22 protein-coding genes are annotated in these 19,606 nt (G+C 38.4%); 17 read left to right on the forward strand and 5 right to left on the reverse strand.

Annotation, left to right across the window (positions count from 1 at the left end; all coding sequences use genetic code 11):
- Positions 1 to 2: 2 nt before the first annotated feature.
- The gene (locus tag G8761_RS19290) at positions 3 to 464 is read right to left on the reverse strand and encodes a GNAT family N-acetyltransferase (RefSeq protein WP_166029600.1); all 462 of its coding nucleotides are present in this window, start codon (positions 462 to 464) and stop codon (positions 3 to 5) included.
- A gap of 77 nt (positions 465 to 541) precedes the next feature.
- On the opposite strand from G8761_RS19290, the gene G8761_RS19295 reads away from it, so the two are divergent.
- From G8761_RS19295 to G8761_RS27360, 3 genes are all read left to right on the forward strand, one after another.
- Entirely contained in the window at positions 542 to 874 is a 333-nt protein-coding gene (locus tag G8761_RS19295) for a hypothetical protein (protein ID WP_166029601.1), read from the forward strand.
- Positions 875 to 1,028: 154 nt separating this feature from the next.
- Positions 1,029 to 1,289, forward strand: a complete 261-nt coding sequence (locus G8761_RS19300) for a hypothetical protein (protein WP_166029536.1) — start codon at positions 1,029 to 1,031, stop codon at positions 1,287 to 1,289.
- A 19-nt stretch (positions 1,290 to 1,308) separates the two neighbouring features.
- Positions 1,309 to 1,407: a DUF3243 family protein gene (locus G8761_RS27360; RefSeq protein WP_420800273.1), complete on the forward strand. Its 99-nt coding sequence runs from the start codon at positions 1,309 to 1,311 to the stop codon at positions 1,405 to 1,407.
- Between the two features lie 158 nt (positions 1,408 to 1,565).
- On the opposite strand, the gene G8761_RS19310 is transcribed toward G8761_RS27360, so the two are convergent.
- Together G8761_RS19310 and G8761_RS19315 are read right to left on the reverse strand one after the other, a co-directional pair.
- Positions 1,566 to 1,841, reverse strand: a complete 276-nt coding sequence (locus G8761_RS19310) for a DUF3949 domain-containing protein (protein WP_166029603.1) — start codon at positions 1,839 to 1,841, stop codon at positions 1,566 to 1,568.
- Positions 1,842 to 2,273: 432 nt separating this feature from the next.
- Entirely contained in the window at positions 2,274 to 3,311 is a 1,038-nt protein-coding gene (locus G8761_RS19315; RefSeq protein WP_166029604.1) for a C40 family peptidase, read from the reverse strand.
- Positions 3,312 to 3,754: 443 nt separating this feature from the next.
- Between G8761_RS19315 and G8761_RS19320 the strand changes: the two genes are divergently transcribed.
- Together G8761_RS19320 and G8761_RS19325 are read left to right on the forward strand one after the other, a co-directional pair.
- Positions 3,755 to 4,924: a TIGR04053 family radical SAM/SPASM domain-containing protein gene (locus G8761_RS19320; RefSeq protein ID WP_166029624.1), complete on the forward strand. Its 1,170-nt coding sequence runs from the start codon at positions 3,755 to 3,757 to the stop codon at positions 4,922 to 4,924.
- A 441-nt stretch (positions 4,925 to 5,365) separates the two neighbouring features.
- Entirely contained in the window at positions 5,366 to 6,811 is a 1,446-nt protein-coding gene (locus G8761_RS19325) for a DEAD/DEAH box helicase (RefSeq protein ID WP_166029605.1), read from the forward strand.
- Positions 6,812 to 7,040: 229 nt separating this feature from the next.
- On the opposite strand, the gene G8761_RS19330 is transcribed toward G8761_RS19325, so the two are convergent.
- Complete coding sequence (locus tag G8761_RS19330) at positions 7,041 to 7,622, reverse strand: HAD-IA family hydrolase (protein ID WP_166029606.1); 582 nt, start codon at positions 7,620 to 7,622, stop codon at positions 7,041 to 7,043.
- Between the two features lie 134 nt (positions 7,623 to 7,756).
- Here G8761_RS19330 and G8761_RS19335 point away from each other — a divergent pair, with 134 nt between their 5' ends.
- From G8761_RS19335 to G8761_RS19350, 4 genes are all read left to right on the forward strand, one after another.
- Positions 7,757 to 7,900, forward strand: a complete 144-nt coding sequence (locus G8761_RS19335; protein ID WP_166029607.1) for a hypothetical protein — start codon at positions 7,757 to 7,759, stop codon at positions 7,898 to 7,900.
- Positions 7,901 to 8,003: 103 nt separating this feature from the next.
- Positions 8,004 to 8,222, forward strand: a complete 219-nt coding sequence (locus G8761_RS19340; RefSeq protein ID WP_166029608.1) for a hypothetical protein — start codon at positions 8,004 to 8,006, stop codon at positions 8,220 to 8,222.
- Between the two features lie 87 nt (positions 8,223 to 8,309).
- The gene (gene corA, locus G8761_RS19345; protein ID WP_166029609.1) at positions 8,310 to 9,260 is read left to right on the forward strand and encodes a magnesium/cobalt transporter CorA; all 951 of its coding nucleotides are present in this window, start codon (positions 8,310 to 8,312) and stop codon (positions 9,258 to 9,260) included.
- A 110-nt stretch (positions 9,261 to 9,370) separates the two neighbouring features.
- Positions 9,371 to 10,834, forward strand: a complete 1,464-nt coding sequence (locus G8761_RS19350; RefSeq protein ID WP_166029610.1) for a magnesium transporter CorA family protein — start codon at positions 9,371 to 9,373, stop codon at positions 10,832 to 10,834.
- Positions 10,835 to 10,864: 30 nt separating this feature from the next.
- Here G8761_RS19350 and G8761_RS19355 read toward each other — a convergent pair whose 3' ends face one another.
- Positions 10,865 to 11,176 (reverse strand): hypothetical protein, encoded by a 312-nt coding sequence (locus G8761_RS19355; RefSeq protein WP_166029611.1) that lies wholly within the window; start codon positions 11,174 to 11,176, stop codon positions 10,865 to 10,867.
- A 677-nt stretch (positions 11,177 to 11,853) separates the two neighbouring features.
- Here G8761_RS19355 and G8761_RS19360 point away from each other — a divergent pair.
- From G8761_RS19360 to dltD, 8 genes are all read left to right on the forward strand, one after another.
- Positions 11,854 to 12,903, forward strand: coding sequence for a M42 family metallopeptidase (locus G8761_RS19360; protein ID WP_166029612.1), 1,050 nt, complete (start codon positions 11,854 to 11,856; stop codon positions 12,901 to 12,903).
- 153 nt (positions 12,904 to 13,056) lie between these two features.
- A complete protein-coding gene (locus G8761_RS19365) occupies positions 13,057 to 13,542 on the forward strand; it encodes a C40 family peptidase (RefSeq protein WP_166029613.1) in 486 nt (161 codons plus the stop codon).
- 158 nt (positions 13,543 to 13,700) lie between these two features.
- Positions 13,701 to 14,486 (forward strand): SDR family oxidoreductase, encoded by a 786-nt coding sequence (locus tag G8761_RS19370; RefSeq protein ID WP_166029614.1) that lies wholly within the window; start codon positions 13,701 to 13,703, stop codon positions 14,484 to 14,486.
- A 163-nt stretch (positions 14,487 to 14,649) separates the two neighbouring features.
- Entirely contained in the window at positions 14,650 to 14,799 is a 150-nt protein-coding gene (dltX, locus tag G8761_RS19375) for a teichoic acid D-Ala incorporation-associated protein DltX (RefSeq protein WP_166029615.1), read from the forward strand.
- 18 nt (positions 14,800 to 14,817) lie between these two features.
- Positions 14,818 to 16,329, forward strand: a complete 1,512-nt coding sequence (gene dltA, locus G8761_RS19380) for a D-alanine--poly(phosphoribitol) ligase subunit DltA (protein ID WP_166029616.1) — start codon at positions 14,818 to 14,820, stop codon at positions 16,327 to 16,329.
- Positions 16,326 to 17,492, forward strand: a complete 1,167-nt coding sequence (gene dltB / locus G8761_RS19385; protein WP_166029617.1) for a D-alanyl-lipoteichoic acid biosynthesis protein DltB — start codon at positions 16,326 to 16,328, stop codon at positions 17,490 to 17,492. Before dltA ends, dltB begins: the two co-directional genes overlap by 4 nt.
- Before the next feature lie 5 nt (positions 17,493 to 17,497).
- Positions 17,498 to 17,734 (forward strand): D-alanine--poly(phosphoribitol) ligase subunit 2, encoded by a 237-nt coding sequence (gene dltC / locus G8761_RS19390; RefSeq protein ID WP_166029618.1) that lies wholly within the window; start codon positions 17,498 to 17,500, stop codon positions 17,732 to 17,734.
- Positions 17,731 to 18,924: a D-alanyl-lipoteichoic acid biosynthesis protein DltD gene (dltD, locus tag G8761_RS19395; protein WP_166029619.1), complete on the forward strand. Its 1,194-nt coding sequence runs from the start codon at positions 17,731 to 17,733 to the stop codon at positions 18,922 to 18,924. The genes dltC and dltD overlap by 4 nt, the downstream gene beginning before the upstream one ends.
- The last annotated feature ends 682 nt before the right edge of the window (positions 18,925 to 19,606 follow it).

The raw sequence follows: 19,606 nt of genomic DNA on the forward strand, positions 1-19,606 counted from the left end.
TTTTAAACATTAACATTTTCTTTTTTTCTTCTAAGCATATACAAATCAGGCTTATCAATCTCCACAAAGCCAAACTGATTATATAAACCGTGTGCATCGGCCGTGCTGAGCATCAATTTTTTTACTCGTCTTAATTCTGACTGCTCCGTTATGACTTCCATCAGCCATTTTGACAAGCCTCTGCCCCGATATTCAGGAATAACAAATACATCCATGATCCAGCCTAAACGAACGAAATCTGTTAAAATCCTTGCATTACCCACCTGCCTTGCGGCTCCTTTCCCTCTATTTCCTTCAAAAACTCCAAAGCAAAGGGAGGAATTCCGAATGGCTTTTTCAACATCCTCCCTGCTTATTCCTTTTGCCCAATAGGATTCTTCATTTAAAAATTGATGAATAACCCCTATATTAAAGTCCTCTTTTTCCGTTGTGATAAAGAATCCATCCTTCTCCCAAACCGGCACTTTGTCCACTCCCCTTTGAATAAATTCCAAATATTTCGGCAAAACTATTTCTAAAAAAACAATGGCCCAGGTGTAAAATGAACGTTATCTATTATATAAACGAGCGTCTTTCCCTAAACGGATTATCAATAGAGGAAAGTAATTCCCTACAAAAAGATTATCTATTAAAATATCTCAAAGAGCAAAATTTCCGAATCGAATGTTTAAATCCCTATCAACTTAATCCCTTTTATACGATTCCGCATGCACTTTTATATGATTTAAAAGATGATGGCGGGCATCACGACTGTCTGCTGGTGTATAGTATGGAAGTCCTGGAAAGTTTTATCTCCGCATATCCGGCAAGATGGCTTATTTTAAAAAGCTTCTTTAACTGTATTGTGGAGGCGGAATCTTCGGTCCTGCATTAAAGAACATTCTTTGAGAAGGCACATCAGGGAAACTCAAACGGCGCAAATATAAAGATTATTTTTTTAAAATAAAATCCCTCTAAATTAATGGTATAAAAAAACTGTTCCTTCATAGATATATATCAATATTCTTCTAAAAAGGATGTATGATACAGTGTCGGAAAAAATCACAGTCTATTTAACAATGGAAGATGTAAAAAGTTTTAGAGAAGGGGAAGTTGTTCTTTCCCGACCCGAATCGGCTGCTATAAGACTTGAAAAGTCGGTGGATGAAGGTGAATGGGCATTATTTAATACAGCGGTACAGATAGAACTTACAAACATTCTGGATGTAGTTGAAAAGAGAGAAATCAACTGCTTACCGATTGCCCCAAACGATCCAAAGCTATTTTTTCGAATACAAAGGTTTTATTAAAGGATTCTCTGCTCAAAAAGTGCCCAATTATCTGGCTGACCATGCCATCCCGCAAAACCGTGAAGAGCAGCTATTAATGGAGCTTTGGATGGTTGGCGACGAAGACGAACGCCATTAACTAGCTCATATGCTAGTAAAATTAGCATAAGACTGAATAAAAGCTGGATAGTCTGTTTAGATAATCCAAGAAGGTTTATCATCAATGATGAAAACTCGCTGGAAGTTGTGCTAGACATAAAAGGAAGAAAGGAATCGGCAGAACAGCCGATTCCTTTTTCAACAGAATTTTTTCTGTTTCGGGTGCTTCCATTTATACATAATAGAAGCAAGGATATTGGCAAGAAAAAATAATGGGTTACCTTGAATATTCTCCTGAAGCGCCAGCTCCCCAGCATTCATATTATCGTACAACTCACCTTGGGACTTCCCTTTAGCTCTATTCTTTGCTTCCTCTTCTTTCAGGGCTTTCAAGAATCGATATTGCAAAGGCAACAGCAATAAAGATATGAAGATATACACTGACAAGATTGCTAGAAATACATATAGACCCATTTTGACCCCCATAAAAAATTATTTTTTTAGCGGAAGTAATATTTTTACTGCAGTTCCTTCTCCCTCTCTGCTGTGAATCATAATGCTTCCACTGTGATTTTCAATGATTTGTATTTGAGGAATTCGTGATTAAAAAAAGGTTTCTTTAAATAAGCTTGACTGAAACATATACTGAAATCCCTTTGAATGAAAAATTAAAAATGAATATAAAATTAAAAAGAATTCTTTAAATTCATTATAAATCCATTGTTTATATTATCAAACCAAAATTTGTAAATATTTGATAATAATGCTTTGTTAAAAGGATTCATATAAGAAAAACTTGGCATTCGCCAAGTCCATTGCGGATGCCTTCAGAAGTTATGGATATAAAACCTGATTAGCTAAAAAAGCCCTTGCCAAATTGGCAAAGGCTTTTGAAGATTTTTAAAATTAGAATGCTGTTCTTGTCCCAAGATAACGTGTAGTCCAGTAAGAATAAGTGATATCACTTACAGCAACGCCGTTTGAACCAGCCTGAATCATTTTATTGTTTCCAATATAAATTCCGGCATGAGATGGGCCAGTTTTGTAAGTTTGATAGAATAAGATATCTCCAGGTCTTGGTGAAGATACTGGTGTAGTAGCATCCCAAATAGTAGCTACTGTTCTTGGAAGCGTAATTCCTACTTTGGCAAACACATATTTAACGAATCCGCTGCAGTCAAAGCCTGATGGTGTGTTTCCACCCCATACATAAGGAGTTCCTATGTATTTTTTAGCTTCTGCAACAACTGCATCAGCTTTTGAAACGCTGGATGTGGTTGTTGTAGTGATTGTTGTAGTTTTAGTGGTTGTTGTAGTAACGGAAGTTGAAGTTGCTACAGCTTGTCCACCGATTTTTAAAGTTTGTCCTACATAGATAGTATCAGTAGTAAGGCTGTTTAATGATTTGATAGCTGATACAGTAGTTTTATAGGTTACTGCAAGTCCTGATAATGTATCTCCACTTTTTACTGTGTAAGTTGTCGTGGAAGTGGAAGTTACTGGAGTTGGTGTCGATGCTGTCGTAACAGTTTGGCTGCTGCCGCTAATTTTTAAATTTTGTCCTACATATATAGTATCGGAAGTAAGTCCGTTTAATGATTTAATCGCAGAAACTGATGTGCTGTAAGTTCTTGCAAGATTCCATAAATTATCTCCGCTCTTTACTGTGTAGTTGATCACGGAAGCAGATGGAGTTGTCGCTGCAGTTGTTGTATGGCTGTGAGGTGCCAATAATGATAGTTTTTGATTTACGTAGATTGTATCTCCACTTAAGTTATTCCAAGACTTTAATTGGCTAACAGTCAGATTATTTATTTGAGATATTTTCCAAAGGCTGTCTCCAGATTGAACATTATAAATATTTTCATGCGCACTTGCGGCTCCCCCAAAAGCTGTTAACATGATTCCTGCTGCAGTTGCTGCACTAAGTATTTGTTTTTTCATCGTTGCACTCCCTTTTTGTATTTCCCAAATTATCTTAACCGACTTTTAAACACTAGTAATATCTTTAAAAAATGGTACTACTGGTATATATATCCTCTAAAGGAAATAGAAGTTATCTTTGTAACAATAATTAGCAATATCTCCAGTTAGCATGGAATAAGGGTTTTCAATGGTTCTATTGGATAAATTACCAAGCTTTTGTAACATTCCTGTAATCTATTTTTAATATTTGAATAGATTGTTCTCATTTTCTGCCATCGCTGCCAAAAGTCCTAAGTCATTATTCACATAAATTTTTAATGTAGAAATATTGTAACAAAGGATAACTCATTCTTTTACTCGTTAAATTTATAATGAAACTATAGAAATCTTCATAAAAAACGTACTATCCTGATTAACCTTCAGTAAGCTTTCCTAAAATTTAAAAGTCTGGTGTGATGATGATGAATAAAAGCGGGCATCCACATGGTATGAGACATCCTCATGGTCTTGGCAAGCCAATCGATTATAATGAAAATCCGTACATTGTTATTTGGGAGGTAACGCGTGCCTGCCAGCTGAAATGCGTTCACTGCAGGGCTGATGCCCAGCTCCAGGCTGATCCAAGAGAACTGACTACTGCAGAAGGATTAAAGTTAATTGATAATATTTATGAAATGAATAATCCAATGCTGGTTTTCACAGGCGGAGATTGTTTGATGCGGGAGGATTTATTTGATCTTGCTGATTATGCAGTAAAAAAAGGGATGAGGGTTTCCATGACTCCAAGTGCTACAGCAAACGTAACAAAGGAAAAAATGGAGCGGGCAAAGGAAGTCGGATTGTCCCGCTGGGGACTTAGTCTTGATGGCCCAACTCCGGAAATTCATGATCACTTCAGAGGCACGCCAGGGTCTTTTGACCTAACCTTAGAAAAAATACAATATTTAAATGAATTAAATATGCCGCTTCAAATAAATACAGTAATTTCTCGCTATAATTATGACCATCTAGAGGAAATGGCACAGCTTGTTGGGGAATTAGGGGCCGTAATGTGGTATATATTCCTGCTTGTTCCGACCGGCCGGGGCCAAATGGATGATTGCATCTCCCCTGCTGAGCATGAAAAAGTCTTCCGCTGGCTGTATGAATTGAGCAAAACGGCTCCTTATGATATTAAAACTACCGCAGCACAGCATTACCGCCGTGTGGTACTTCAGCAGAAAGCACGGGAGCATCTGATTGAAAAAGGCGATATCAACTATTCTGACACCATGACGATGGATCAAACCAGAATGATGGATGGTTTAAAGCGTGCACCAAAAGGTGTGAACGACGGCAATGGGTTTGCCTTTGTATCACATATTGGCGATGTTGTGCCAAGCGGACTTCTGCCAATTGTGGCAGGAAATATCCGTGAAACTCCACTTGCTGAAATTTATCGTGAATCAAAGGTATTTAAAGACCTTCGTCAGCCTGATAACTACAAAGGGAAATGCGGCGTTTGTGAATATAACAAAATTTGCGGAGGCTCCCGTTCCAGAACCTACGCTGTTACCGGCGATTATATGGAAAGCGAACCATTCTGCTTATATATTCCAGAAGCCATGCGCCATAAGGAAACAACAGTATAATATTAGAAAAACTTGGCCTTCGCAAAGTTCTTTAGGCGAAGGACCTAGTTTTTCTTATGCGTTCAGAAATTATGGATATAATTTCTGATTAGCTAAGAAAGGCATTCCCGGTGGTGGGAATGCCTTTCTTCTATATATACAGCCAAATTAAGTTTTGCCCTTTTATCCGTTGCATACGCCGTCTAAATGTTGTGGTTGTAATTTGCCACATACTTTCCTTAAAAAATCTAAGGCTTTTTTAGAGGTTGGGTCACTTTAAACTTTTTATTATCTTAACTGAATAAAATTTTTCTTATGAAATTTCTCATGCTGTTTTATCATTAAATTTAATTTATGTTTATCATTTCAAGTATAATGGACACTAGTCGGATTTTGCATAGGATTTTTCTTAGAGAGAACCCTATCAGTGAGTCAGATAATACTAATAAATGAGGTTTATATATGATAAAAGGTTTTGAAGAATATCAGTTAAGCAATGAAATTTCTAGAGCACTGAAATTGTTAAAATACGAAAACCCTACTGAAGTTCAGAGTGCAGTCATACCTGCTGCATTAAAAAAGCAGGATCTTGTTGTAAAATCCCAAACAGGCAGCGGTAAAACAGCCGCTTTTGGAATACCAATTTGCGAGATGATTGAATGGGAGGAAAAAAAGCCCCAGGCCTTAATTCTAACCCCAACGAGGGAGCTTGCCGTTCAAGTTCAGGAAGATATTTCAAATATCGGGCGTTTTAAACGAATTAAAGCGCTGGCTGTTTATGGTAAAGAACCTTTTTCGAAGCAAAAAGAAGAATTGAAACAAAAAACGCATGCAGTTATTGGTACGCCTGGACGTGTAATGGACCATATCGATAGAGGAACACTCGAACTTGACCAAATAAGGTTTGTTATCATTGATGAAGCAGACGAAATGCTGAACATGGGTTTTATTAATGATGTAGAATCGATTATTAATGAATTACCTTCAAACAGAGTTACGATGGTATTTTCCGCAACACTTCCAAAAGATGTTGAAAATCTTTGTTATAAATATATGAAAGATCCAGTAAATATCGAGATTGCCACTACTGGTGGGATTGCTACTGATACAATCGAGCATCGTGTAATCGAAGTGCAAACGGAAAATAAAATGGAGATTCTAAAAGACATTACGGTTGTAGAAAATCCAGATAGCTGTATCATTTTTTGCAATACAAAAGATCATGTTGATACCTTGTTCGAAGAACTGGACAAATCCGGGTATTCTTGTGAAAAGCTTCATGGTGGGCTTGAACAGGAAGACCGCTTCGGTGTTATGAATGGATTTAAAATAGGGAACTTCCGTTATCTTATCGCCACGGATGTCGCAGCAAGAGGCATTGATGTTGATAACGTAACTCTTGTTATCAACTACGACGTTCCAGCAGAAAAAGAAAGCTATGTTCACAGAACCGGGAGAACCGGCCGATCCGGTAATAAAGGAAAAGCGATTATGCTAGCGACTCCATATGAGGGAAAATTCCTAAAAGCCATAGAAAAATACATTGGCTTTGAAATTCTTCAAATGGAAGCTCCACTCCCGGAGGAAGTTTCTAAAGGGAAAGCTGCATTCGAAGAAAAAATCAGCGGGCGGCGAGTGGTGAAAAACAACAAAACTGCTCGTGTAAACAAAGATATCACAAAGCTCCATTTCAACGGGGGAAAAAAGAAGAAGATTAGAGCGCTGGATTTCGTCGGTACTATCACTAAAATACCAGGGGTAACTGCGGAGGATATTGGTATTATCACCATAAAGGATTCTATGTCCTACGTTGACATTCTAAACGGAAAAGGATCGCTTGTCCTTCAAGCCATGGAGAATACAACAATCAAAGGAAAGCAATTGAGAGTCAGCAAGGCGATTAAATAAGGAATCAAAGAGAACTCTGCTCTCATGGGCTTCTTTTTATCCCATAATAAACATAACCCTCCAGCTCCTTTAAAATAAGGTGTGGAGGGTTTTATCGTTAATCTGATAAGAGTTGATAATGTACCACTGTTTCAGTCCAGCAAACAGATAGAGTCGGAATTCCTTTTTTTTAAAGATAAAAGCTTTTTCTTCTATTTAATAATTTCGGTTCCCGAGTGGGGCACTCCTCTTACCTTTCTGCCTCTTTGAATATCTTCCAGATGCGGTCAAAATCGCGATAATCGTCCAGGTAGAAGTTCGCTTCCGCCTCATGGTTCTGAAACGCGCAGGTTCCGATGCCAAGCTCTCTTGCTGGCTGAAGATCGAGATCCCTGTCTCCGATAACAAGATCAATCCTGTGCTTTCGGTGCAAATGCCGGTAAGCGGAAGTATCAGGCTTTCTTGGATAATCATCATCCCCTGCAATAATATCCGCAAAATAATGGTCTAACCTATGATTTTGCAGCACTTTCCAGACATCCTCCCGCTCCTTGTGGGTCATAATCACATTCTTCTCGGCAAGTTTTAATACCTCTTCCACACCCGGAAAGGGTTTGAATTCCTCGGCCTTAAGCCCTCTTACTTTTTGCATCATCTTCCTGCTCTGCTCCTCCGTCATTTTGAAAAAACGAAAGGCGTGTCCAAAGGAAACCTTTAGCTGAGCCAATGCTTCCTCTTCTGTTGCTGAGTCACCCAGCATCTCTTTTAACAGTTTGGTATAAGAGGGATATGTATTAAAAAGCGTCCCATCAAAATCCCATAATATATTCACCTGCGGTTCCCCCTTTTTACTAAATTATTATTTTACTGCCCGATATCGCCATTTTTAAAACCTTCCTTTTTCATGTGTAATTTTCATATTAACGGGTATGAGTTTAAAAGAAGGCTGAAAGGCGGTGTTTTTATATGTGGTTTAAAGATGATGAAAATGAAGACTTTGAAGCGGAAAACTTAAGTGATTTGGCAAGGATTATTAACGCCAAAAATAATACGGATAAAATCAATAAGATTATTGATCAAAACGAATCCAAAAATAATAGTAATACTTAAACAGGCATTGCCTTCGGGCTTTGCCTTTTTCTTTATAGAAGGGCAATCATCCAGACAGCCGTCCTTACTTTTCAATAAACTATTGGTAAGGAGGTTTATTTTTATGGAAATTTCGATTAATATCGGTCAATTTGAGGTTCACTCCATTAGCAACAATGCCAATATTAATTTTCAATCCACCTACCAGAACAGTCATACTGCCAATTCTGTTAATATTGGCGCTAACCATAACTTCGGTGATAACTCGCCTTCTTCCTGTAACCAAAATATAAAAGGAAATAATATGACAATCTGCCAGCAGCCCTCCTCCGGTGAAGACTAATAACAGGGTTTAAAGAAGTTTTTGATTTCTTTTTTTCTTCCTATCAAATAATATGAAAGAAGAAATGCTTAAAATGAAGGAGAACCAATGATACGAACAGTTGCTATTAATGAAAATAATGAGTTGATTCGAGATCTTTCTGTTCCGGAAGTCGTTGCAGGTAATTTTTTATGGTACTGGATTGACTTCCATCCAACAAAGGACGAAGAGGTTGAATATTTGAGAACACCTCTTAACTTCCACCCTCTTGCTATTGAGGATTGTTTGCATCACCTGCAGCGCCCGAAATTAGACTACTACGAAGACCATACATTTTTTGTCGTGCAGGCTTTAAATCCAGCTGAATTCTCCAGAGAAGAAGTAGATTTCTTTTTAGGAGAAAATTACATAGTTTCATTTCATTATAATTCATCTTCCGAGATTGACGAGGTGTGGGAGAAGTTTACCCAAACCAAAAACGTAGCGTATTGGAATTCCTCTTTAATTCTTTATAATATTTTAGATAATATGGTCGATAACTACTTCCCGCCTGTTTATCAAATAGAGGATATTCTAAACGAAATAGACGAGAACTCACAAGGCCGGTCCATGGAGGTGCTGCTTGAGGATTTATTCGACACCCGCCACCATCTTTTATCTCTGAGGCATACGGTAAACCCAATGAGAGATCTGGTCTACCGGATCCTTAATTCTCAAAGACTGCCGGATATTTTAGAAAGGAAAGAGTATTTTGCAGATATCCATGACCACTTATTAAAATTAAGTGAAATGATTGAGGCAAACCGCGAATTAACGACTGATATTCGAGACAGCTATATATCGCTGAATTCACATCAAACCAACCATGTTATGAAGGTAATGACTCTCTTTACAACCATTTTCATGCCTCTTACCTTTATAGCCGGAGTTTACGGAATGAATTTTAAGTACATGCCTGAGTTGAACTTTAAATATGGTTATTATATAACCCTCTCAATTATGTTTTTTGTTGGGATTGGTATGTCCCTGTGGTTTCGGAAAAAAGGCTGGTTTAAATAATTCTTGTACAAAGCTGATCCCTGCAGGTCAGCTTTTTTCTATTCCTCCGGTTCGTTTCAATCAAAGTAGGGTATGTTGATATTAAAGGTTATTTTGAGGAGGAGACCCTCTTGCAGCATATAAAGTTAACTGAAAAAAAAGTAAAAAAGGCCATTTTTCAATTTATTTTTCCTTTTGCGATGACTTCTACTAATGAAAGTGAATTGATTTCTTTTTTAATTAAGCAAGGGTTTGAGCGCTTCCACCTGAACGAGCTTAATAAAGAAAGAGCTTATTATGGAGAATTTCATGTTTCTCATAAAGATATGGAGGCTTACTATCTCCCTTTTACAAATAAAGTTCTTTTTCCGCATACCGATAAGCAAAAAGGATTCCATCGTTTTTCTAAAAAGGCCAACTTAAATTGCAGACTTAAAACGGATCACGTTGACGTCCCTTTTTATATTCATTCACTTGATGTCACTTTATGCCCTTTTCACCTAGGGTTTATTACCATTCGTATAGAGGTAGCCAATTTTGCAGAAATGCCCTTTTCTCATGCAGTGGAAATGGCAGCGCGGTTCCGAGTTCTTGAGCCTAGAACCAGGCGTGACCGCGAGACAGAAATTCAGATGGGGGACCAATCCTTTAAGCAGGTAGAAAATTTTGTCTTTAAAGAGCTTTTTCCCGGACTTCCTGATTTTTTTGAAAGAAAAAATATGAAAGGCGCTTACTTTGAAACCTTCCCATTTTTCGAAGATGAAAAAATGTATGTGCAGTCTCTTATTTGTTTAGACGAAAACGAAAAGGTAGACAGAGTCGATGTATATCGAGCAGGTGACCTAAATGGATTAAATCGAAAGGGAGAACCTTATGTCACTTCTCACAATCTGGCGTATATCCATAAGTATTTAAAAAGAAATGGTTATGACCGCTGGGCTCCATTTACCTACTTTATGATGGATGAGCATTCCTTTACCTGCCTGACAAATGAGACCAACATGCTGTCGGAGTTTGCCGCCCAGATGTACGGGGAATTTTATTACGGACTGTTGCTTAATCTCTTTCATAAAATAGTACTTTTAAAAATGGCGAGTGATTATTCAGAGATCGAAATCGAGCAGGATACTGAAAAAATTGAAAGATTGATTCATTCGATTAACTCTTTTACAGCGAATTTCTTTTTCCTGGAACTGGCAACGCAATCACAGGGCAGGGACATTTTTGTTCACCTTCGGAAGGTTTTTCAAATAGACGCCCTTTATCAAGATGCCCGGCAGACACTTAATAGCTTATACCGATATCAAGAACAGGTTTCTTCCAAGCAAACCAGCTTCCTCCTCTTAATTTTAACTCTATACACTGTGGTCAGCGGGATATTTGGAATGAACCTGGTAATCCATGATTTTAAAGGAAAAGTGAGATGGAGCCATATGTCTTCTTATGGACTGTTTGAATACATTGCTCTTATTACGACAATTAGTGGTCTTATTGTTTCTGCGTATCTTGGAATTCAAAGCCTGATTAAATGGCAGCAGGATCGAAGAAAGAGAAGGCACTGGTCTTCCCAAGCCATTCTCTCCACAAAAAAATAAACATCAGCTTCAGTGGCTGATGTTTTTTCTTTATTTCCATTCTTTATAATCTATGGTTCCGCCTGTTAAATCCAGTGTATTGCGCTCACCTTTATAAAAAAGCTTCTCACCCTTTTGAACAATGAGATTTTCGTATGTGTTTACATCTTTACCATTCGGAAGGTGGACGACTACTTTTCTTCCCACATCCTGTTTTGGTGCTTCAATTCGGATCTTGCTTTGGGAATACTGATTCAGCCACATAAAGCCGCCCACTAAAATTGCGCAGGACAGAATGAAAAAAATCAAACCCTTCAAATGAAATTGCTTCGGTCTTTCATGGTATAGTTCCAATCTGGTCAATTTTTTCTCCCCCCTGTTTTCATAATCCTGCGTTGAAAATAATGAATAATTGCTGTATGCCTTTTTCGCAGGATGATTCTACTCCCATTATTACCCGGGCGTGCCATTTTTTAATCCTTTTTTTAAGAAAAACTTGGCATTCGCCATGCCTTTTTGTCGGATGCCCTAGTTTCTCTCGTGCGTTTAGAATTTCTTGATACTAATTCTAATTAGCCAAAAAAGATTTACAATTTCTACAATATGCAGAAGATCTAAAAAATTACCTGGTAAAATCCATATTTTTATGAAAGATAAGAGATGAAGTATGTAAATCAGTTATAATAAGAAAAGCGCAAGCGCCCGTTCAGCGAAGCAACTACCTGAGTAAACTTCCTGTAACTGCTTCTCTGAATAGACTACATGGAGCTTTGCGACGAGCTGAACATAAGCTTCTTTGAAATAGCTGTGGCGTAGGAGCACTTGATTGAGTTCGAAGTTGACTTATCGTAGGGAGAAGCGGGATGGACACTAGCTTCACCGAGTATCACCTACGGTCATACTTGATGCAAGATACTCATGGAAGCTTTACAGAGATGAAAACTCGCTGGGCGTTGAGAGCTAGACAATTTAAAAAGTAAAACTATATAATTTCTTAACCATTAAAAAAATAAGAAATATTTAGAAAAGGAGTTTTGGAAATGACTTTTAATCGCACAGAGGAAACCTTTCAGCTTTTAAAAGAGCTTGTTTCTATACCAAGCCCTTCTGGAAACACAAATGAAGTCATTCGTTTTGTAGAGGATTTTTTAACAAAAATTGAGGTCGAACATAAAAGAAACCGAAAAGGCGGTCTAATCGCTACTCTTCCCGGTAAAGATAACAGCCAGCACCGTATGCTTACTGCCCATGTTGATACTCTGGGTGCAATGGTAAAGGAAATTAAATCCAGCGGCAGGCTACGCATCGATTTAATCGGAGGATTCAAGTACAACTCTATTGAAGGAGAATACTGCCAGATCGAGACGAGCTCCGGAAAAAAATATACCGGCACCATTCTGATGCACCAGACCTCCGTGCATGTTTATAAGGATGCTGGCAAAGCGGAACGCAATCAGGTGAATATGGAAATTCGCCTTGATGAAAGAGTACATAACGCAGAAGAAGTACGGGCTCTTGGAATTGAAGTCGGTGACTTTGTTTCCTTTGATCCTCGTGTGGAAATTACCCAAAGTGGATTTATTAAATCAAGACATTTGGATGATAAGGCAAGTGTGGCCATTCTTCTTCAGCTCATTAAATTAGTGAAAGAGGAAAAAATAGAACTTCCTTATACTACCCATTTCTTGATATCCAACAATGAAGAAATCGGCTATGGCGGCAACTCCAATATAACTCCTGAAACAGTCGAATATCTGGCAGTAGACATGGGTGCTATGGGTGACGGCCAGTCTACTGATGAATACACGGTTTCGATTTGTGTAAAGGATGCAAGCGGCCCATACAATTACGAGCTTAGAAAAAGGCTTGTCCGACTTGCAGAAGCAAACAACGTTGGATACAAGCTTGATATTTACCCTTATTATGGTTCAGATGCATCTGCTGCGATCCGTTCGGGGCATGATATCGTTCATGGTTTAATTGGACCGGGAATTGACTCTTCTCACGCCTTTGAAAGAACTCATCAATCATCGATCGAGAATACAGGAAAGCTTCTCTATCATTACCTGCAGTCCGAAATGAATTATTAAAGAATTGACAGCCGGTTCCCTTCCAGCTGTCTTTTTTTGCCGTTTTTTGCAGCATTTTTTGACGAAGAGAAATCACAAAAAATTCGAAACCAATTCCCCTTCAAAAGCGACTAAAATGTTGTAACAAACAAAAAAAAAATTGGGGGTTTTTAAATGTCTTTACGTTTTTCAAAAAAAATTTTGGCAGGTTTCACTATTTTAGCAATGGCAATTGCATTTATGTTTGCTTCTTCCATGGAAAAAGCACATGCCTCTGTCTCATGGGGGCAGGAAGTAACAGCTGTTGGCATGCTTTCCCTTGGAAAACCATATAAATGGAATGGTACTACTCCAAAAGGTTTTGATGCTTCCGGTTATACACAGTATGCATTTAAAACATCTGCTGCTAAAATGACTCTTCCCCACTCTTCAAAGGAACAGTATAAGCTGGGTAAAGCAGTTACCTTAAAAAACCTTAAAGAAGGCGATTTGGTTTTCTTTAACACAAGCGGAAAAGGTGTTTCTTTCGTAGGAATTTATTTAAACAAAGATCAGTTCCTTGCTGTAACAGTCAATAAAGGGGTTTCCATCCAGTCACTTTCTTCAAAATACTGGAAAGACCGCTATGTTGGCGCGAAAAGAGTGTTAAAGGAGTATTAATTTCTGGTATTTTAAAGCTTAATACAGTTAAAGGCCATTTTCCCAAATGGTCTTTTTCATTTGTTTTTTCCATAAAAATTGGCCAATCCTCTTTTTAATAGGTTTCTTCTTCCTAAGAAAGGGAAATTACTTAGAGAGAAAAAAAGGAGGTTCATCCAATGGAAAAATTAGTACAAGGAAAAGTTGCATTTGTTACAGGGACAGGCTCCGGTATTGGAAGAGCCGCAGCATTAAAGCTTGCCGAACAGGGAGCTAAGATTGCCCTTGTTGATATAAAAGCCGAAAATTGTGAAAAAGTGAAACAGCAAATTGAAGAAAAAGGCGGAGAAGCAATCGTTCTTGAAGCCGATGTCTCCTCTCCTGAGCAGGTAAAAAGCTGCTATGAACAAACGGTTGAAGCTTGGGGGAAAATAGACATAGTGTTCGCTAACGCCGGAATTAACGGGGTAATGGCAGCGATTGAAGACATCGACCCGGAAGATTGGGATACAACCATAAATACCAATCTGAAAGGGACATTTCTAACAGTAAAATATGCCATTCCTTATATGAAAGAAAATGGCGGCAGCATTATTATTACAAGCTCGATTAACGGCAACCGCGTCTATCGAAACTTTGGTTTTTCCGCTTACGCTTCATCGAAAATCGGGCAAATGGGCTTTGGTAAAATGGCCGCCCTTGAACTTTCCACTTATAAAATTAGGGTGAATATCATCTGTCCAGGTGCAATCGAAACCAATATTGACCAAAACACCTTCCCAGAAGAAGAAAGTCTTGAAAAAGTCAAAATTCCAATTGAATTCCCGGAAGGTGACCAGCCTCTTGAAAACGGACCAGGGAAACCTTCACAGGTTGGAGACCTGGTATTATTCCTTGCATCCGATATGTCTTCCCACATCACTGGCACTGAAGTTTATATTGATGGCGCAGAGTCTTTGCTGTAGAATATATACTGGCACTTGCAAAAGTGCCGGTTTTTTTGTCTTGTTTTAGTCTTTAGCTCGCTTATGTTACAATTTAATATATTTCTCATTTAATTTTAATGAATCCGAAGTAAAAAGGATTTATGATAAGAAAGGTAATTTTAAATCAGGCAGGTGAAGAACCATGCTCAACAAAGTTAAAACTTTTTTCCAGCTTGAGCGTACAAAATGGGCTGTCCGCTTTCTTTATTATGCCCTTATACTGCTTTTGCTCTTTTTTATGTATGGATTTAATGATGCTAGTTCCGGGTCTTATATCTACAATGATTTTTAATCCTGGAGGTACTTTTACATGAAATTGTTATACAACATAGAAGATATTGCTTTAATACACCCTGAAAAATTGGCTTTTATATCGACAAATAAAGAAATTAGCTACGGTGACCTTTGGAATCAATCAGAAAGATTTGCGGGATTTTTTCATGGGCTTAAGTTGAAGAATGCTTCTCCCATCCTTGTTTATGGTCATATGGAGCCAGAAATGCTTATTGCCTTTCTTGGGTCCGTAAAAGCAGGTCATCCGTACATTCCAGTTGATACATCCATCCCCTTGGAACGGATTATAAAAATACTTGAAAGCTCAAAGGCTGAGTTGCTGGTGAATTTGTCGGGGAGTCCCCTGCCAATTGATCAGGAATCGATTAGGATTATAAGCCTGGAGGAAATAGAGTCTTTTCATTTTAATGGAAAAACTTCTCCCGATAACTGGGTTCGTGATGATGAAAACTTTTATATTATCTATACATCAGGAAGTACGGGCAACCCAAAAGGAGTTCAGATTTCTGCCAGCAATCTGCAAAGCTTCACGGACTGGATGAGAAAGGACTTCCCCATTAATAATGGGCTAAGATTCTTAAACCAGGCTCCCTTCTCCTTTGATTTATCTGTAATGGATCTGTACCCTGCCCTTGCAAGCGGTGGTACACTTTTTGCCATTACAAAGGAAATGATAGCGAAGCCGAAGATTCTTTTTGAAGAACTGAAGAAATCCAATGTCCAGGTTTGGACGTCAACACCATCTTTTGTCCAAATGTGTCTGATGGATCCTTCCTTTAATGAAGGGCTCCTTCCTGAGCTTCGTGTATTTCTATTCTGCGGTGAAATTCTTCCGGCAATCATCAGCCGCCAGTTAAAAGAACGTTTCCCAAAAGCGGCTGTATATAATACTTATGGCCCGACTGAAGCAACTGTCGCTGTTACGTCTGTTGAAGTAACGGAAGAAATATTAGAGCGCTATCCAGCCCTCCCTGTTGGACAGCCAAAGAGTGACACTCGCCTCCTCTTGCTTGACGAAAACGGAACAGAAGTACTTGAGGGCGAGAAAGGCGAAATCGTTATAGTTGGACCGAGTGTGAGCAAAGGCTATTTGGGACTACCAGAAATAAATGAAAAAGCTTTTTACAGTCAAGATGGCCAAATGGCTTACCGTACCGGTGATGCCGGGTATATGGAAAACGGTCTTCTCTTCTACAAGGGCCGGATGGACTTTCAAATCAAGCTTCATGGCTACCGGATGGAGTTGGAGGAGATTGAACACCAAATTGCGAAGTCGCAGTATGTAAAAGCAGCAGTTGTGATTCCGGTTACACAAAATGAAAAAATCGAATACTTGATGGCAGCCATCGTTCCGGCGGAACATTCCTTTGAAAAGGAATTCCAGCTTACAGCCACTATCAAAAAAGAATTGAGTGAAGTCCTGCCAGCTTATATGATTCCAAGGAAGTTTACCTATCGGGACGCATTGCCGATGACAGCAAATGGCAAGGTAGACCGAAAATTAATTAGAGAAAAGGTATTGTTATGACACCCTATGGATCTTTTACATTTTTCTTCATCCTGGCTGTCCTGCTGACACCAACAGTCATCCTTGGACTGACAGGGAGAAGATTTCAAAATTACAATATGTTTATTTCTCTAGTTGCCCTGGCGATTATTTTTGCAGGGAATTTTAGAGGAACGATTGCACTAATTATTTTTACCATTTGGCAGGTTCTATTGATTAAAGCCTATCTGGTCTATCGAAAAAATCATAATAGCACATTGGTATTTTGCCTGGCGGTGATCGCATCCATTCTTCCGTTATTTATTTCAAAAATTACCCCTATGCTGGGAACGGTAAATTGGATTGGATTTCTGGGAATCTCTTATTTAACTTTTAAAGGCACTCAGCTGATTATGGAGACACGTGACGGCCTCATTAAAAACGGGCTGCCGCTAATTAGATTGCTATATTTCATTTTATTTTTTCCTACGATATCTTCTGGTCCAATCGATCGTTACCGCCGCTTTGAAAAGGACGAAAAGGCGGAACTTACACAGGAGCAGTACAAACTGCTTTTATATGATGGAATTAACAAAATCTTTTTAGGATTTTTATATAAATACATTATTGGTTATTCAATCAACCATTTCTTTATCGCAAATTTACGGTTTATCGCGCACAGCGATTTTCAAAATCATCTTTACTATATGTACGGCTACAGTCTTTATTTGTTCTTCGACTTTGCCGGATACAGTGCCTTTGCGATCGGCGTCAGCTATATCATGGGTATTAAATCACCAGAAAACTTCAATTTGCCTTTTATCAGCAGAAATATAAAAGATTTCTGGAATCGCTGGCACATGAGCCTTTCCTTCTGGTTCAGGGATTATGTGTACATGCGTTTTGTTTTCTGGGTAACGAAGAAAAAGCTAATAAAAAATAGGAATTTAGTATCAAATTTGGCCTATATCCTGTTATTCTTATTAATGGGGGTCTGGCATGGGCTCGAAATACAATACATTGTATACGGAATGTACCATGCCCTGCTGATGGTCGCTTATAACACATTTGAAACCTTTAATAAAAAGCATAAATGGTGGCCGAAAAACAAAGTTACTCATGTTTTAGCTATTATTATTACATTCCATTTTATTTGCTTTGGTTTTTATATTTTTTCAGGACAACTATTTCATAAAGGAGTTTGAGAATCATGGAATTTAAAAAGGAAGTTTTAGAGCTATTAGCAGAAATTTGCCAAGATGATGTAGTAAAAGAGAATCCGGATATCGATTTATTTGAAAATGCACTACTTGATTCATTTGGTACAGTTGAATTACTGGTTCAGGTGGAAGAGCGGTTTGGGATCACAGTGCCAATTACAGAATTCGACCGTGACGTTTGGAACACTCCAAACAATATCGCGGCACAACTAGCTGATTTCAAATGAAAAAATCGTTATTTACACCGCTGATTTTTGCGTTTATTCTACTTTTGGCATTGGTACTAGTCCCAAATAAATGGATTATCAAACTGATTCCTCATAACCGAATAAGCCAGGCAGCAACGGAACTTAATCCTTTTATGTTCCAGGGGAAATACGTTCAGGATAAAATGCTATCAAGCGATAAATATCTGCCAGTTTACGGATCTTCTGAGCTGGCAAGGCTTGACCAGTTCCATCCCTCCAATTATTTTCAGGTTAATAAAGAAGGAGTAACCCCCTTCCTTATTGGCCGTGGCGGGACGGAATCACTTATTCATTTCTTGAATTTTTCAGAGCATACTGAACAGCTGAAAAACAAGAAGATTGTCTTTGTCCTTTCTCCGCAGTGGTTTCAGCCCGGCGGAGCAGATGAGTCACACTTTGCGCCGAACTTCTCTTCCCTTCAGGGATATGATTTTGCTTTTAATGATAAAATCGACCCTAATATGAAGAAACGAGCTATAAAGCGGTTACTGAAATATAACGCTGTGAATGCCGATCCGATGCTGACGATTCTTTATAAAGCTGATATTTCAAAGGATCCGTTGGTACACAGTGAAGCTGCATTGGTTAGACCATTTGCAAAAGCATACCAGCAGGTTCTTATTAAAAAGGATTTATATTATACTCTGGCAGGAGGTCCCCATCGCCATCGCACCATTAGCCATAGTGTGAAAAATAAATCGTGGAACCAGCTGGAACAATATGCAGACAGAGTTGGTAAAAAGTATTCACGCTCCAATCAATTTGCTATTACTGATTCCCAGTACAACAAAATAGAAGCACGCGTGCCGGAATTAAAAAATTCTAAGGCCGGTGCAAGCTACGGACGTTCTGTTGAATATCAGGATTTCCAGCTCGTTCTTGATTTGCTGAAACAATCCGGTGCAAAGCCACTTTTCATTTCTGTCCCAGTTAATGGGAATTGGTACGATTATGTTGGCTTTCCAAAAGAAGGCCGCACCGCTTATTACACAAGAATTAAAAATCAAATTGAACAAGAAGGCTTCCAAGTGGCCGACTTCTCAGATCATGAGTACGATCCCTATTTTATGAAGGATACGATTCATATCGGCTGGAAAGGCTGGGTATATACGGATAGAGCCATAACGGATTTTCTTAATGATAGCAATAAAACATTTGCTAATAAATAAGTGCCAGGCACCGCTTTCGGGCGGACCTGGCATTTTTGTTATAGGAGGAGTAGTTGGGGGCATCTTTCTATCGTATTACACCTTTCTTTAAAAAACTTTTTTATCAAATTTGTCTTCATTTGTCATTTCGTCTGTCCTAAAGAAGGCTTATAAAAGATAATGGAACCTTATTTCTTAGACCGAATGTCTGCTAGAGTGCTTATTAAAGACAATGGATCCCTTTTTTGTAGTGAAACGTCTTCAAGGAAACCTGTTTCACCTGATTTGTTCGCTAAAATTGCTTCCATGGGCCTAATTGAAGGAAATGGAACTTCATTTCTTAAACCGAATGTCTTCAAGAGTGCTTATTAAAGACAATGCACCTCTTTTTTGTATCCTAATGTCCTCAATGAAACCTGTTCATCCTAATTTATGTGCCAAAATTGTTTCTATGGTGTTTATTGAAGACAATGGAACCTAATTTCTTAAACCGAATGTCTTCAAGAGTGCTTCTTAAAGACAAAGAACCTCTTTTTTTGTATCCATATGTCCTCAATGAGACCTGTTCATCCTAATTTGTGAGCCAAAATTGTTTCTATGGTGTTTATTGAAGACAATGGAACCTCATTTCTTAAACCGAATGTCTTCAAGAGTGCTTCTTAAAGACAAAGAACCTCTTTTTTTGTATCCATATGTCCTCAAT

Source organism: Neobacillus terrae, from assembly GCF_011393025.1.
GTDB classification, from domain to species: domain Bacteria; phylum Bacillota; class Bacilli; order Bacillales; family Cytobacillaceae; genus Neobacillus_A; species Neobacillus_A terrae.

Coding starts and splice junctions, on each gene's coding strand:
- G8761_RS19365 (WP_166029613.1), top strand. CDS start 13,057: ATGTCTTTACGTTTTTCAAAAAAAATTTTGGCAGGTTTCACTATTTTA.
- corA (WP_166029609.1), top strand. CDS start 8,310: ATGATACGAACAGTTGCTATTAATGAAAATAATGAGTTGATTCGAGAT.
- G8761_RS19315 (WP_166029604.1), bottom strand. CDS start 3,311: ATGAAAAAACAAATACTTAGTGCAGCAACTGCAGCAGGAATCATGTTA.
- dltX (WP_166029615.1), top strand. CDS start 14,650: ATGCTCAACAAAGTTAAAACTTTTTTCCAGCTTGAGCGTACAAAATGG.
- G8761_RS19325 (WP_166029605.1), top strand. CDS start 5,366: ATGATAAAAGGTTTTGAAGAATATCAGTTAAGCAATGAAATTTCTAGA.
- G8761_RS19310 (WP_166029603.1), bottom strand. CDS start 1,841: ATGGGTCTATATGTATTTCTAGCAATCTTGTCAGTGTATATCTTCATA.
- G8761_RS19340 (WP_166029608.1), top strand. CDS start 8,004: ATGGAAATTTCGATTAATATCGGTCAATTTGAGGTTCACTCCATTAGC.
- dltA (WP_166029616.1), top strand. CDS start 14,818: ATGAAATTGTTATACAACATAGAAGATATTGCTTTAATACACCCTGAA.
- G8761_RS19360 (WP_166029612.1), top strand. CDS start 11,854: ATGACTTTTAATCGCACAGAGGAAACCTTTCAGCTTTTAAAAGAGCTT.
- dltD (WP_166029619.1), top strand. CDS start 17,731: ATGAAAAAATCGTTATTTACACCGCTGATTTTTGCGTTTATTCTACTT.
- G8761_RS19370 (WP_166029614.1), top strand. CDS start 13,701: ATGGAAAAATTAGTACAAGGAAAAGTTGCATTTGTTACAGGGACAGGC.
- G8761_RS19335 (WP_166029607.1), top strand. CDS start 7,757: ATGTGGTTTAAAGATGATGAAAATGAAGACTTTGAAGCGGAAAACTTA.
- G8761_RS19295 (WP_166029601.1), top strand. CDS start 542: ATGAACGTTATCTATTATATAAACGAGCGTCTTTCCCTAAACGGATTA.
- dltC (WP_166029618.1), top strand. CDS start 17,498: ATGGAATTTAAAAAGGAAGTTTTAGAGCTATTAGCAGAAATTTGCCAA.
- G8761_RS19320 (WP_166029624.1), top strand. CDS start 3,755: ATGAATAAAAGCGGGCATCCACATGGTATGAGACATCCTCATGGTCTT.
- dltB (WP_166029617.1), top strand. CDS start 16,326: ATGACACCCTATGGATCTTTTACATTTTTCTTCATCCTGGCTGTCCTG.